The sequence below is a fragment of the Agrobacterium sp. 22117 genome, assembly GCF_052045735.1.
Taxonomy (GTDB): domain Bacteria; phylum Pseudomonadota; class Alphaproteobacteria; order Rhizobiales; family Rhizobiaceae; genus Agrobacterium; species Agrobacterium cavarae.
In genome coordinates this window covers 378,752-391,922 of the sequence record NZ_JBQEPP010000006.1, presented here as the reverse complement: position 1 = coordinate 391,922, position 13,171 = coordinate 378,752, and the positions used below count along the sequence as shown (strand labels likewise).

Annotated in this window: 10 protein-coding genes; 5 read left to right on the top strand and 5 right to left on the bottom strand. The window is 57.7% G+C overall.

Annotated elements, in window-relative coordinates; translation table 11 throughout:
• Positions 1-193 precede the first annotated feature (193 nt).
• The gene (locus tag ACTJKV_RS18925) at positions 194-640 is read right to left on the bottom strand and encodes a DUF805 domain-containing protein (RefSeq protein ID WP_440599304.1); all 447 of its coding nucleotides are present in this window, start codon (positions 638-640) and stop codon (positions 194-196) included.
• 794 nt (positions 641-1,434) lie between these two features.
• Here ACTJKV_RS18925 and ACTJKV_RS18920 point away from each other — a divergent pair.
• Positions 1,435-3,588: a catalase gene (locus ACTJKV_RS18920; protein ID WP_440599303.1), complete on the top strand. Its 2,154-nt coding sequence runs from the start codon at positions 1,435-1,437 to the stop codon at positions 3,586-3,588.
• 94 nt (positions 3,589-3,682) lie between these two features.
• On the opposite strand, the gene ACTJKV_RS18915 is transcribed toward ACTJKV_RS18920, so the two are convergent.
• Positions 3,683-4,750, bottom strand: a complete 1,068-nt coding sequence (locus tag ACTJKV_RS18915) for a LacI family DNA-binding transcriptional regulator (protein WP_440599302.1) — start codon at positions 4,748-4,750, stop codon at positions 3,683-3,685.
• A gap of 228 nt (positions 4,751-4,978) precedes the next feature.
• Here ACTJKV_RS18915 and ACTJKV_RS18910 point away from each other — a divergent pair, with 228 nt between their 5' ends.
• The 4 genes from ACTJKV_RS18910 to ACTJKV_RS18895 all read left to right on the top strand — a co-directional run bounded on the left by ACTJKV_RS18910 (position 4,979) and on the right by ACTJKV_RS18895 (position 9,680).
• A complete protein-coding gene (locus ACTJKV_RS18910; RefSeq protein ID WP_062442189.1) occupies positions 4,979-5,806 on the top strand; it encodes an ABC transporter substrate-binding protein in 828 nt (275 codons plus the stop codon).
• A gap of 163 nt (positions 5,807-5,969) precedes the next feature.
• Positions 5,970-7,478, top strand: coding sequence for an amino acid ABC transporter permease/ATP-binding protein (locus ACTJKV_RS18905; RefSeq protein WP_112956858.1), 1,509 nt, complete (start codon positions 5,970-5,972; stop codon positions 7,476-7,478).
• An 18-nt stretch (positions 7,479-7,496) separates the two neighbouring features.
• A complete protein-coding gene (locus ACTJKV_RS18900) occupies positions 7,497-8,504 on the top strand; it encodes a Gfo/Idh/MocA family protein (RefSeq protein ID WP_440599301.1) in 1,008 nt (335 codons plus the stop codon).
• A gap of 45 nt (positions 8,505-8,549) precedes the next feature.
• The gene (locus tag ACTJKV_RS18895; protein WP_440599300.1) at positions 8,550-9,680 is read left to right on the top strand and encodes an NAD(P)/FAD-dependent oxidoreductase; all 1,131 of its coding nucleotides are present in this window, start codon (positions 8,550-8,552) and stop codon (positions 9,678-9,680) included.
• Between the two features lie 63 nt (positions 9,681-9,743).
• Here the strand turns inward: ACTJKV_RS18895 and ACTJKV_RS18890 are convergent, their stop codons facing one another.
• The 3 genes from ACTJKV_RS18890 to ACTJKV_RS18880 form a co-directional block, all read right to left on the bottom strand.
• Complete coding sequence (locus ACTJKV_RS18890; RefSeq protein WP_440599299.1) at positions 9,744-10,031, bottom strand: DUF2218 domain-containing protein; 288 nt, start codon at positions 10,029-10,031, stop codon at positions 9,744-9,746.
• Between the two features lie 211 nt (positions 10,032-10,242).
• Positions 10,243-12,234 (bottom strand): alpha-glucosidase, encoded by a 1,992-nt coding sequence (locus ACTJKV_RS18885; RefSeq protein WP_440599298.1) that lies wholly within the window; start codon positions 12,232-12,234, stop codon positions 10,243-10,245.
• Between the two features lie 79 nt (positions 12,235-12,313).
• Positions 12,314-13,168 carry a carbohydrate ABC transporter permease gene (locus tag ACTJKV_RS18880; protein ID WP_113261296.1) on the bottom strand — a complete coding sequence of 285 codons (855 nt, stop codon included), beginning with the start codon at positions 13,166-13,168 and terminating at the stop codon, positions 12,314-12,316.
• Positions 13,169-13,171 lie beyond the last annotated feature (3 nt).

Here is a 13,171-nt window from a genome sequence, read left to right as displayed (position 1 = left end):
GAAGGCTTAGGGACCTCCGGCTTTGCCTGGGTCGGGCCCTCGGGATAGGTCAGCGTACAGCGCACTCCATTTTGGAGGCACTGTGCCTTGTAATTTTCGGCGCTCCCAAACGGCTCTTGAGCCACCGCTCCCACCGGAGCGGTCGCAACTGACCATAAGAGAGCCAGCCACAACAAAGGCTTCAACTGGCGTTTCAGGCAAACACCTCTGCGGAGGACAGCGGGGTCAGAGGGTCTAGGCCAAACTTGTTGGGACCTTTTGTTCCGGGAAGGATAACGAGTATAAGTATTGCAAGACCTATAATAGGGCTGATGGGGGGGATCATGCTCGCAACTATTAAGCCTAGATACCACCAGCCGGAAAGATTCCTGTCATGGAACCGGCGAACAGTAACGGATATCTGCGGCAGAAACATTCCGAGGAACAGTAGCCCCGATACGATCATCATTACGATGACGGAGGATGGAATACCTTCTTCTTGATTGTGGCCCAGTGAAAGCAATCCCATGATCACCAAGCAGAAGAACCCCACGAGATAGTAGAAAAGCTGAAACCACCAAAATTCAGATCGGCTGGCTCTGCCAGAGAAGGTGGCATATTTCTCTTTAAGAACCGTCCGAACCGCTTCTTTAAAACCCATTTTACACCCCGTTTGCCCCAATCGCTGATCGTCAGCGACCTATCAAGATTTTTGTCTCTATAGCCTTTCGGCCCTTGCCGAAGTCTCACGCAGTTTGCGCTCATCTTTCTCAGCCGCCGCAACGCACGCAAGACGGCATAAGCGTGAATGTCTTTCCACATCTCGCGACGAACGAAGCCAACCTTTGCTCCGATCCTGCATCGATGCACGTCAAAACACGCTCAGATTGTGTTTAAGACACTTCGATCATTCAGCATTACGTTTTACTGCCAGCGGGTTTGGCTGCCCCGCGTGTCTTCAATCATTAGTGCAAAATCGTGATACTTCAACAGGAAGACACTTTATTTTCCAACGAAAACACAGGATTAGCTGCGCGAAATATAAGTGTAATCTCACGATATTTCTGCGTAATAGCGCTAATCGCCGAAGAATAAAAACATCAAAGATTATCAATTTCGGGTTGATATCAATAAAGGTCGGAATCGAAGAATTGAATTGTTTGCCTGTATTACCATGCGCCAACTTTTGTTAAATTATTTATATTTGCCTCCCAAAGTTTTGAGACGGATTTGCATGGTTCGCTGAGCCTTCATCCACCGTAATATCTGTACCACCTGCCGCGACCTTCCATTGGTTCGAAAGGGTACGAAAGCGCCTGATAGCGAATATCATGGTTGATGAGGTGGAACCGACTTTCGTTGGGTCCATTGTAGCTTTGAGCTTGGCTTCGCCAACGCCTCTGCATCGCGCACGCGTGCAGTTCTTCCATTCATCAAACCACAAAGGATTTGGCTATGACCGAGCGTAAGCAAGGGAACCATTCGCCGAGCACTGACAATTCTCTTCACGAGCTCGCGCCCGGCTCCGGCCAGGCAAGCTTTGAAGAGCAGCGTGGCAAAGGCGACGAACTGCAGCAGACGATTGGTGCGGATGGTGGGGAAGGCGCAGCCTATCTGACCGACAATTTCGGCCACCGTATTTCGGACAATCAGAACAGCCTCAAGGCGGGGAGTCGGGGTCCCACCCTGCTGGAGGATTTTGTCCTTCGCGAAAAGATCTTTCATTTCGACCATGAGCGGATCCCTGAGCGGATCGTGCATGCCAGAGGGTCGGGCGCGCACGGCGTGTTCGAATGCACCAAGGCCATACCACACCTGACCAAGGCGTCCATCTTCCAGGAGGCAGGGAAGAGCTGTCCTGTTTTCGTGCGTTTTTCGACGGTCGCCGGTGGTGCCGGCTCTGTCGACACGCCACGTGATGTCAGAGGCTTCGCTGTGAAGCTCTACACCGAAAGCGGCAATTGGGATCTGGTCGGCAACAACATTCCGGTCTTCTTTATCCAGGATGCCATCAAGTTTCCGGATCTCATCCACAGCGTCAAAATGGAAGCGGACCGGGGTTACCCTCAAGCGGCTTCGGCTCATGATACGTTCTGGGATTTCGTCAGCCTGATGCCGGAATCGATGCACATGATCATGTGGGCAATGTCGGATCGCACGATCCCGCGGTCCTTCCGCCACATCGAGGGCTTCGGCGTTCACACCTTCCGTCTGGTGAACGCTGAAGGCGAAAGCAAGTTCGTTAAGTTTCACTGGAAGCCCAATCTTGGCCTGGCGTCTACCACCTGGGACGAAGCCGTAAAGATTGCCGGTGCCGACCCGGATTTCCAACGCCGCGATCTTTTCGAATCCATCGACCAGGGCGATTTCCCTTCGTGGGATCTCGGGATCCAGGTGTTTGATGAAGAATGGGCTCAGAAGCAGCCCTATGACGTACTGGACGCCACCAAACTTATTCCGGAAGAGGACATTCCTGTCGAGATCATCGGTCGGATGACGCTCAACAGAAACGTCGACAACTTCTTTGCCGAGACCGAGCAGGTCGCGTTTCTGCCCAGCAACATCATTCCGGGTATCGACTTCAGCAACGACCCACTGCTTCAGGGCCGACTGTTCTCATATCTCGACACGCAGAAGTCCCGGCTCGGCACGACGAACTTCCATCAAATCCCTGTCAACGCGCCGAAGTGCCCCTTCCATAACTTCCAGCGCGACGGCATGATGCAGACGCTGGTTCCCAAGGGCAGGGCCAACTACGAGCCGAACAGCCTGAACCAGGCAGGCGAAGACAGCGGACCACGCGCGTCTGTCGCAACCGGCTTCTCGACATTCGAGACCAATGACGAGCGAAACAATCCGGCCCAGAAGCTTCGCCAGCGTGACGAACTTTTTGCCGATCACTACAGCCAGGCTCGTATGTTCTTTCGGTCGCAGACGGAGAGCGAGAGAACGCATATCGTCTCCGCGATCGTGTTCGAACTCTCGAAAGTGCAACTCGCGCATGTCCGGCAAAACGTCGTGTCGAACCTGCGTAACATCGAGGAAGACTTGGCGCGTCGGGTCGCGGATGGTCTGGGTATCGATCTTCCCGCAAAGTCCTCGCCGAAAAGAGAGCCGATCGACATGCCGGTCTCAGACGCCTTGTCGATCCAGAAGAACGCTCTGGAGACCCTGGAAGGGCGAAAGATTGGCGTGCTGATCGATGATGGCTCCAACAAGAGCGCGGTCGACAAACTCCTGAACGAGATCAAGCAGCAAGGTGGAACACCCTTCGTTGTTGCCAGGAAAGTCGGCGGCGTCAAACTCAATGGCGGTACGATGCCCGCCGATGGTCAGCTTGCAGGATCGCCTTCCTTCCTGTTCGACGCGGTCGTTTCCATTCTCGCTCCGGAGGCTGCACAGAAGCTGACGAAAGAGGCCGCGGCAATCCAGTGGTTCATGGATGCCTATGCTCACTGCAAGACGATCGGTTACTGTCCTGCCACCAAGGCATTGCTCGACAAAGCAAATGTCGAAATGGATGAAGGTGTCGTCCCAGTCGACGATTTTCTGACGGTCGGCGCCAAGCGCCACTGGGATCGTGAACCGCTGGTGCGCGATCTTCCCTGACAAATGCATGAGAGGGGTGGCGTTGCTTCACGCCACCCCTCTAACGTTTTTCGCTCTTTTATCTTTCGGGCAACTCGTCCGATAGACGAAAAACTTAAAGCGCCGCTCGCACAGAGGCGCGTTCAACGATCTCGGTTTTCAGGACAACCTTACGCGCAGTTTCCGTTGCCCCATTCAAGCGCCTGACGAGAAGTTCGGCCGCTGTCGCGCCGAGATCGTAGACAGGCTGGCGCACCACCGTCACTGGCGGCGACGTCACCGATGTCCAGTCCGCATCGTGGAAGGACACAAGCGACACGTCGTCCGGGATTGTAAGACCCAACTGGCGGTGGACTTTGAACGCTTCGAGCGCGATCATGCTGTCCGAGGCAATAATGGCCGTTGGGCGTTGCGGCGATTGAAGCATGTCGGTGACGATCCGCCGGGTCTGGTCGGGTGTCACGGCACCGACGCGCACCCATTTCGCCATATCGCTCAGGCCGGCCTCTTCGCAGACACGGAGGTACCCTTCTATGCGCCGTCGCACGGAAGCGGTGCTGATATCCTGAAGGGTGCGGAAGTTATGGTCCGGTGTGTCGCAGGCGGTGACATAGGCAATGCGGCGGTGGCCGAGTGAAACCAACTGCCGCGTAATGCTCTCTGCAGCATGCCGGTCATCAGCAATTACGGTGTCAACAGCAAGAGTATCGCTCCCACGGTCGAGCAGCACCAGCGGCAACCCCGAACGCACAGCCTCGTGCAGATGCTCGACGTCATCATCCTTGGCTGGCGAAACGATGAGACCATCCACCCGCTTGGAGAGCAAAGTGCGAATGGCTGCCTTCTCCGCGTCGATGTCCTCACCGGAGTTGCTGAGAATGACCGTAAAGCCAGCCTGTCGTGCGATGTCGGTGATACCGCGAACGGCAAGGCTGAAAAACGGGTTTTCGATATCGCCGACCACGACACCGATCGAACCCGAGCGGCCGGTGGTCATGCTGCGGGCAAGCTCGTTCGTTCGATAACCAAGAGCGCGGGCTGCCGCCGTGACGACCTCACGCACGCGGTCGCTGACAGTTCCGTATCCGCCTAGAACACGCGCGGCCGTTGCTTTCGAGACGCCGGCTTTGCGCGCGACGTCGGCCACAGTGACGGAAGAGTTCTTGGGCGGGCTTTTGTCCATAAATGACAGCCTTACAAGAGAACTTGACGACTGGCAAATGCGAAGCTAACAATTGCTAAATATGAAAGAGACCGGTCTCTTTTAAAATGAGACCGGTATCAATCCAATAAGAAGACTTTCAGCATGCGAACTGCATGGGCCGGGATTGGTGGCTTCGCGCCGTCTTCCGGATGGGACCCACGCGCCTTGACGACATCGCAAACAACAACTCCAGAGGACACGACGCCAATGCGACTGACTGAAGCTTTTACATCTCCACTGACCAAGATGCGTGCCGCGGCCGTCGCGCTCACCTTCGGTTTGATCGCCGCCGCAACACCAGCGCTCGCCGATAATCCGTTGGGCCTTATCGACCAGAATACCATCAGCGTCGGGACCATGGGCGACGCCAAGCCCTACGCTTTCACTACGGCAGACGGCAATTTCACTGGTTTCGACATCGAACTGTTTCTCAATATTGCCGAGCGCATGGGCTTCAAAAAAGACCAAGTGATCTTCACGGGTCAGGAATTCTCGGCATTGATGCCGTCAGTGGCGAACGGCCGCTTCGACGTCGCTGCAGCCGCGATCGGTACAACGGCCAAGCGCAAGGAGACCGTTGATTTCTCCGACGGTTATCTTGCCGGCTTCCTCAGCGTCCTGACCTCCGAGGATATCAAGGATGCTGCGGGTCTCAAGGGCAAGCGCCTCGGCGTCGTCCAGGGCACACTTCAGGAAATCTATGCCGAGAAGAACTTTGCCGGCACCGATCTCGTGAAATTTCCGGACAACAACTCCGCCGTTTCGGCCCTGAATAACGGCACGGTCGATGCCCACTTCCTCGATTTTGAGGCGGCAAAGGATTATTCCACCCGCTATCCGGCACTGAAGATCGCCGTCAACATTCCAAGCTTCGATGCGCCTGCTGGCTTCGTCATTCGCAAGGGTAATGACGCCCTGCGCGAGGCGATCAACAAGGCGCTGAAAGAGGCGATGCAGGACGGGACCTGGAAGAAGCTCCACGAAAAGTGGTTCCCGGGAACGCCCATGCCTGCGACATATCTTCCCAAGCAGTAATGCCACCTTCCGGTTCGGCCTTTACCGGTCGAACCGGCCTTTCTTTCTAAAGTGTGTGGCGATCATTTGAATTCGCTCCTTCCACTTTAGGTCCTTCTTCTGTCGCGTGTCGTTACCGCAAAACCGGTGGCCACTTTTGGGCGACATGCTCTAGGGATTTCTGATGAACTGGCTTGAAAACCTGCGCCGCAGCTTCCTTGACTGGAACGCCATGGCCGAAGTGCTGCCAACCATGATCACGGTTGGTTTAAAAAACACGCTGATCCTTGCTGCGACCTCGACGGTGCTTGGGGTGGTCATTGGCATGGTGCTTGCCATCATGGGTATTTCCCGCTCGCCTTGGCTGCGCATTCCCGCCCGGCTCTACACCGACATCTTTCGTGGCCTTCCGGCGATCGTTACCATCCTGTTGATCGGGCAGGGCTTTGCCCGCATCGGCCGCGAACTTTTCGGTCCATCCCCTTATCCGCTCGGCATTCTGGCGCTCAGCCTGATCGCCGGCGCCTATATCGGCGAGATTTTCCGCTCCGGTATTCAGAGCGTCGATCGTGGCCAGATGGAAGCGTGCCGCGCCCTTTCGATGAGCTATGGTCAGGGCATGCGCATTATCGTCGTGCCGCAGGGTGTTCGCCGTGTGCTGCCGGCACTGGTCAATCAGTTCATCGGTAACGTCAAGGATTCGAGCCTTGTCTACTTTCTCGGCCTTCTGGCCTCCGAGCGCGAGATTTTTCGTGTCGGGCAGGACCAGGCGGTTGTGACTGGCAATCTTTCCCCCTTGCTGCTGGCCGGTGTGTTCTACCTGATCGTGACCGTACCGCTTACCCACGTCGTCAATATGATCGATAATCGGCTGCGGCTTGGCAAGCAGCGTCCTTCGACCATCACCAGTGGCCTTGAGGAAGTGAGTGAGCTCGATGGTGCGTCCCGCGCCACCGGCACCGTCTTCAAGGGCGGTGGCCTTGATGTGCGCAGTCTTGGGATGGCGTATGGCGATCTCGATGTGCTGAAGGGCGTCGATCTTTCGGTAAAGCCGGGCAGCGTCACCTGCATCATCGGTCCCTCTGGCTCAGGGAAATCCACCCTGTTGCGTGGGATCAACCGGCTCGTCGAGCCGAAGAGCGGCGATATTCTCCTCGACGGAGAAAGCATTCTGGGCATGAAGCCGGAGAGGCTGCGCCGTCGGGTCGGCATGGTCTTCCAGCACTTCAATCTTTTTCCCGATCACACGGCGCTGGAAAACGTCATGTTGTCTCTGACGAAGATCAAGGGTCTGCCCGCAGCCGAGGCTGAGCGTATCGCCAAGGCGAAGCTCGCCGAGGTCGGCCTCGCAAGCCGCCAGCATCATCGCCCGGGCGGTCTGTCCGGCGGGCAGCAGCAGCGCGTCGCCATTGCGCGTGCGCTGGCCATGGAGCCTGAAGTCATCCTTTTTGATGAGGTGACGAGTGCGCTTGATCCGGAACTGGTCAAGGGCGTTCTCAATCTCATGGCAGATCTTGGCACGCGTGGCATGACCATGGTCGTCGTGACGCACGAGATGGGTTTTGCCCGCCGTGTCGCTGATCAGGTTGTCTTCATGGATGAGGGACGTGTGGTAGAGGCAGGCACGCCGGAGGCAATATTCGACAACCCGCAGAGCCCGCGCCTTCAGCGCTTCCTCGCGGAAGTGCTCTGAGTATCAGGAGAAAATAAGATGACACAAATGATCAAATGGGGAGTGCTGGGCTGCGCAGGCATCGCTGCCAAGGCTGTTATTCCCGCCATCCAGTCCAGCTGTTTAGGGCGCGTTGCAGCCCTTGCCTCACGGGATGCCGAAAAGGCAAGCGCAATGGCGACGCGCTTCGGCATCGAGAAATCCTATGGCAGCTATGAGGATCTGCTGTCCGATCCGGACATTGACGCCATTTACAACCCTTTGCCCAATCATCTCCACGTTCCCATGACAATCAAGGCGTTGGAGCATGGCAAGCCGGTGCTGTGCGAGAAGCCGATCGCGCTCAATGCAGCGCAGGCGAGCGAACTGGCGGAGGCGCAAAAGGCCGCCAACCTGCCGGTAGCAGAAGCCTTCATGGTTCGGCACCATCCCCAATGGAAGAAGGCGAGGGCGATGGTTGCGGAAGGACGCCTTGGCGATGTCAGGGCCATCCAGACGATCTTTGCCTATTATCTCGACGACCCAAAGAATGTCCGCAACCAGGCCGATATTGGCGGCGGCGGCCTGTTCGACGTCGGTTGTTACGCCATCAACACAGCGCGCTTCCTGTTTGACGCCGAGCCGCTACGGGCCATTGCGCTGATGGAGAACGATCCGGTTTTCGGCACGGATCGGTTGACCAGCGGATTGCTGGCATTTCCGGAAGGAAGGCAGCTTGCCTTCACTTGCTCCACGCAATTGTCGCTCACGCAGAAGGTGACGGTCCTTGGAACGCGCGGTCGTCTGGAAATCCCCATCCCCTTCAATGCACCAGCCGATCAACAAACCGTGCTGATCTTCGACGACGGGCGGGACCTCGCAGGCGGCGGCCGACAGGAGATCGTGATCGAGCCTGTCGATCAGTACCGCGAACAGGTCGATGCCTTCGCCGAAGCGGTGCTCTCCGGCACGTCACTCGAGACGGGACTCGACGACGCGATCGCAAACATGAAGGCGATCGACGCGCTCTTCCGATCCGCGACCAGCGGTCGTTGGGAAGACGCCTGAGGCGGTTCTTACACCCATAATCACAATCGAATGAAAGCCTATCCCATGACTGACAATATCATCTCGACAGCCGTCATCATCGGCGCCGGTATCTTTGGCGTTTCCACAGCTGTCCAACTGGCGCGCCGTGGCGTCAATGTGACGATCCTCAATGACGGCCCACCTGCCAACGGCGCCTCCGGCCGCTCGCTCTCCTGGCTGAATTCGGCGCGCATGCGCTCCGAGCCGTATCACCGGTTGCGCGTGGCGGGCATCGATCGCTATCGCACGCTCGCCGCGAAGAACCCGGACGCAGACTGGCTGCGCTTTGACGGTGGACTGACCTGGGATGCCGATGACGAGCGAAACGAAATCGACGCCGCCTATCGCCACGAGGTTTCAATTGGCTACGACGCACAGCGGCTTTCGGCGCAGGACGTCTCCCGCGTTGTGCCCGGTCTCGACACCAGCAGCATTACCCCGCAAGGCGCGATCTTCAATCCCGGCGAAGGCTGGGTCGACCTGCCGACACTGATCGGTTTGCTGCTGAAGGAGTTTTCCGAACTCGGCGGCGTTGTCGTCACGGATCAAGGTGCTGCCAAGGTGGTGATCGAAGGAGGTCGCGCAATCGGGGCGCAAACCTTCAAGGGCGATCTACACCGCGCGGACGCCGTTGTTCTCGCGACCGGTCCGGCGGTGCCGAAAATGGCTGCTGAGAACGACCAGACCATCGGCGACGACACACCTATCGCCCTTCTCGTTCAGACCAAGCCCCTGGCTCATCCTTTGCGTGCCGTGCTGAACACACCGCGTGTTGCTGTTCGTCCAGCGCCTGGCGGCACGTTCTCGCTCGATGCGGACTGGGCGGCCGACGAGGGTGTAAGCGTTAGCGCAGACGGTAGCTACCAGGTCCACGAGAGTGTGATTGCCGAGTTGCTGGCCGAGGCTGCCAAAGTGATGGAGGGTAACCCCCAACTCGAGGTCGCTTCCGTTGGTGTCGGCGGAAAGCCGATCCCGGGCGATGGCGAGCCGGTAGTCGGGGCGATGAAAGACATACCAGGCTACTATGTCGCCTTCAGCCACAGCGGCGCGACCCTCGGTCTTATCGTCGGCGAGTTGCTGGCCTATGAGGTCGCGAGCGGCGCCGAACATCCAATGCTGGCGACCTTCCGGCCCGGGCGCTTTAAGCCCGTCTGAGCTTGGATTGGCGCTGTTGAGATAATCAGCCTGCCACGATGTGGCGGGCTGAAGCAGATGAAGTCAGGCGAGCGGTCGCCATTCAAACGCGAGCGTTTCCTTGAATGCGAAACGCTCGATATGACGTTGGACGACATCCTGGAGAACCGTCAGGTCTTCGCTTTTGTGCGCAGCGACCTCGATGACCAACTGGGTATCGTTTGCACTGAGGCGCGCGTCACCGAGCGGCAGAGCGATCTTCGATGAAACCGGCGTGAACTCGGTCTCAAATTTGTGTGCCCAGTGCTTCGACAATTGCTGCAGATAGCGGCTCGCGTGCTGGGTGGCGACTTCGACTCGACTGCTAGACATAAATGCATACTCCTCAAGAGCGCCACGCCATTCTGTGCAATGGGAAACGACGAACGCACCTTCGAAATCCCAAAGATGAGTAAGCCAGTCAAGTCATTATCCAAAATCAAGGCGGATATGCCTGCGAGATGATAGCCGTTTGGGATGGAGCGCAACGAGGCCTAGTCAGCAAGTCTGTGAGCAGACCACACGACGTCTCGACCTCCCTCTGTCAGATCCCTTGAATATCGGCCAAGAGCTCGGCATTCTTCGAGTTCTTGCGATAGAAAACCGGCGGTTGGCCGAGTGGCGCTTCCACTGTCACCTCCTGACCGCCATCATGCACCGAGCCGGTCCATACATGCACCCACTCAGCGTCTCGCGGCAGGTAGACGGTGCGCTCGCTTTGTCCCGCTTGCCAGACCGGCGCGACCAGAAGGTCTTCTCCGTAGAGATAGGCGTCCTGAATGTCATACGTTCTGCGGTCGTCCTCGTGATGCAGGAAAAGCGGGCGTTGCACGGGCAGGCCGGTTTCGGCCGCTTGTCTGGAGAGAGTCTTCAGGTAGGGGGCCAGGTGAACATAGATCGATGTCATGCGGGCAAAGTGCGCGAGGACGGTTTCGTCCTGGTCGATCTGTAGATTGTCGCGCGGGCGGTTGCCCTCGTGGGTGCGCATGACTGGGGTGAAGGCGGCCATTTCGGCCCAGCGCATCAGGAGTTCTGCTGTGCGGACATTGCCAAACAGGCTGGTATAGCCGCCGATATCCGAGTGGTGGTAGGCATTGCCGAGCAGGCCGGAGGAGAGCGCGCCGGAGATGACCGTAACGAGGCCGTCATGCCTTGTGAAATCCACCGACTGGTCTCCGCCCCATAGCAACGGGCAATGCGCCTGGACCCCGGTGAACCCCGCGCGCATGAAAAACAGTGCCTCGCCGGTCTTGCCACGACTTGCGACTGCCTTCGCGTTCACCTCGGCCCAGATGGTCGGCCAGGCATTGTGCATCAGCTTGGCATCTACTCCGTTGGAGAGGTGAATGTCGATCGGAAGGTACTCGCCGAAATCCGCCATCCAACCGGAGAGGCCATAATCGAGCATGTTCTGGCCAATGATCGTTTCGGCAAACCAGTCCATTGCTTCAGGGTTGGTAAAATCCACCACGCCGCAGTCGAACTCGCCGAAATCGACCAGCGCCGTTTCACCGTCGTCGTTCCTGGCAAAGTAACCCTTCGCTTCGGCCTCCGGGAAGAAGGAGCCATCGACGCAAAGATAGGGGTTCACATAGCCGAGGAAACGGATGTCGTTGCTGGCAAGCGCGTCGATCTTCTGGCGGAGCGCCGGATAGCGTTCCTCGTTGGCTTTCCAGTCCCAAAAAAGCCTTGCGCCGAACGAGGTGTGGCGCAAGCCAACCCAGTCTTCGCACCACAGACCGGAGACTTTCACACCCGCCGCACGGATTTTCTCAAGCCGCGCAAAAGATTGCTCGCCATCCTTGAGGCCGATGATCGCGCCATTATAAATCCACTCGGGAAGTTCCGGTTGACGGCCGAAGCGCAGAGAGAGTTGCCCGACCAGTGCTTTGAAGCTGTCTGCTGCGAAAAACTCCAGGCGCTCCGGCACCGCCCAGACTTCGATCTCGTGAAAACCTTTATGACGGAAGTCGAAGACGGAGTAGGCGGTTGTTTCCACATGCAGCGCGTAGCGACGCGAGGAGACATAGGTCGGCTGCGGGTAGTTGGTGTGATAGTAGTCGCCGCCCGCCTTGCTGGTGACGTCCGCTTTGAAGGTGAGTTCCGTTGTTTTGTCGCGTCCGACGCCAGGTTCCGATGTCCAGAGCGGGAACTTGCGGCCACGCATATTGAAGTATGACATCTGCTCGCCGCCACCCCAGACGCATTCGTCCTTTTCGGCGGCGACCCGCAGCCAGAAGCGGTTGATAGATGGATCGAGTGCTTCGGTCCTGACGCTGTTGTCTGCGATGGTCAAGCGGAGCCTCGGCGGTTGGCCTTCTCCCGTCGAGAGGGTGACGCTGTCGCTCTCGACGTCTGCGTGGCTTAGCGCAACGCGCTCCACCACGTAATCTTCGATATCGAAATTGCCGCGATACATATCCATGCGCTCTTCGCCCTTGCCGACAAAGATGCAAGAGGCATCGGTCGAGTGGCGGAGAACGGTGCTTCCGTTGATGGCCAGTTCGAAGCCGTCGGGTGTCTTTTGGAAATGCATGGCAAACTCTCTCGATGTGGAGCGCTAGCGGCGCTGGAGAGAACGCTTGCATGCGCTCTCTCGGATAACATTGCGGCGACTAGCCCTTGATGCCGCCCGCGGTCAGGCCGGAGACGACACGTTCCTGGAAAATCACGATGAGGATCGCAACGGGGACGATACCGACGACGAGCGCTGCGGAAATGACCGGCCACGGGAAGGCGAACTCGCCTTGATAGAGCTGGATACCCACCGGCAGGGTTCGAAGCGACGGATTCGAGTTGAAGGACAGCGCCAACAGGAACTCGTCCCACGCATTGACGAAGGCGAGAATGCCTGCGGTGAAAACCCCCGGCGCGCAGAGCGGAACGACAATCTTGAACAGTGCGCCGATACGGGTGCAGCCATCGATCATCGCTGCGTTTTCGAGGTCACGCGGGATACCCTCGAAGAAAGAGACCAGCATCAGAGTGCAGACGGGTAACGACAACACGGTGTAGGGAAGAACAAGCGCAATCCAGGTGTTCAACAGATTCAGCGTGCGCATGATTTCGAAGAGCGGCACCAAGAGCGTCACCAGCGGAAAGGTGGAGACAGCAATGATGGCAGAGAGGATCAGGCCGCGATAACGCAGGTTTAGCCGCGCAAGCGCGTAGGCTGCCAGCACCGAGATGAAGAGCGTTAGGCAGGTGGAGAGCAGCGCGACCATGAAGCTGTTAAACAGGAAGATGTGCAATGGCTGGTCGGAAAATGCCTGCATATAGTTTGCAAGTGTTGGCGCGTGCGGCAACCATGTGATCGGCTTGGCCGTCAGTTCCGCTTCGTTCTTCAGTGAGGTGAAGAGAATCCACAGCGCCGGGAACATGCCATTGATGAGAAGTGCGGCTGCAGCGAACAGCCGAAGCGGCCGGCCCGCGAGCATGGAGGAAAGACCGGGAGATGTTACAGTGCTCATGGC

Excerpts from the sequence above, each read along its gene's own strand:
- ACTJKV_RS18900 (WP_440599301.1), top strand. The coding sequence starts at position 7,497 with ATGACACAAATGATCAAATGGGGAGTGCTGGGCTGCGCAGGCATCGCT.
- ACTJKV_RS18880 (WP_113261296.1), bottom strand. The coding sequence starts at position 13,168 with ATGAGCACTGTAACATCTCCCGGTCTTTCCTCCATGCTCGCGGGCCGG.
- ACTJKV_RS18910 (WP_062442189.1), top strand. The coding sequence starts at position 4,979 with ATGCGACTGACTGAAGCTTTTACATCTCCACTGACCAAGATGCGTGCC.
- ACTJKV_RS18905 (WP_112956858.1), top strand. The coding sequence starts at position 5,970 with ATGAACTGGCTTGAAAACCTGCGCCGCAGCTTCCTTGACTGGAACGCC.
- ACTJKV_RS18925 (WP_440599304.1), bottom strand. The coding sequence starts at position 640 with ATGGGTTTTAAAGAAGCGGTTCGGACGGTTCTTAAAGAGAAATATGCC.
- ACTJKV_RS18920 (WP_440599303.1), top strand. The coding sequence starts at position 1,435 with ATGACCGAGCGTAAGCAAGGGAACCATTCGCCGAGCACTGACAATTCT.
- ACTJKV_RS18890 (WP_440599299.1), bottom strand. The coding sequence starts at position 10,031 with ATGTCTAGCAGTCGAGTCGAAGTCGCCACCCAGCACGCGAGCCGCTAT.
- ACTJKV_RS18915 (WP_440599302.1), bottom strand. The coding sequence starts at position 4,750 with ATGGACAAAAGCCCGCCCAAGAACTCTTCCGTCACTGTGGCCGACGTC.
- ACTJKV_RS18895 (WP_440599300.1), top strand. The coding sequence starts at position 8,550 with ATGACTGACAATATCATCTCGACAGCCGTCATCATCGGCGCCGGTATC.
- ACTJKV_RS18885 (WP_440599298.1), bottom strand. The coding sequence starts at position 12,234 with ATGCATTTCCAAAAGACACCCGACGGCTTCGAACTGGCCATCAACGGA.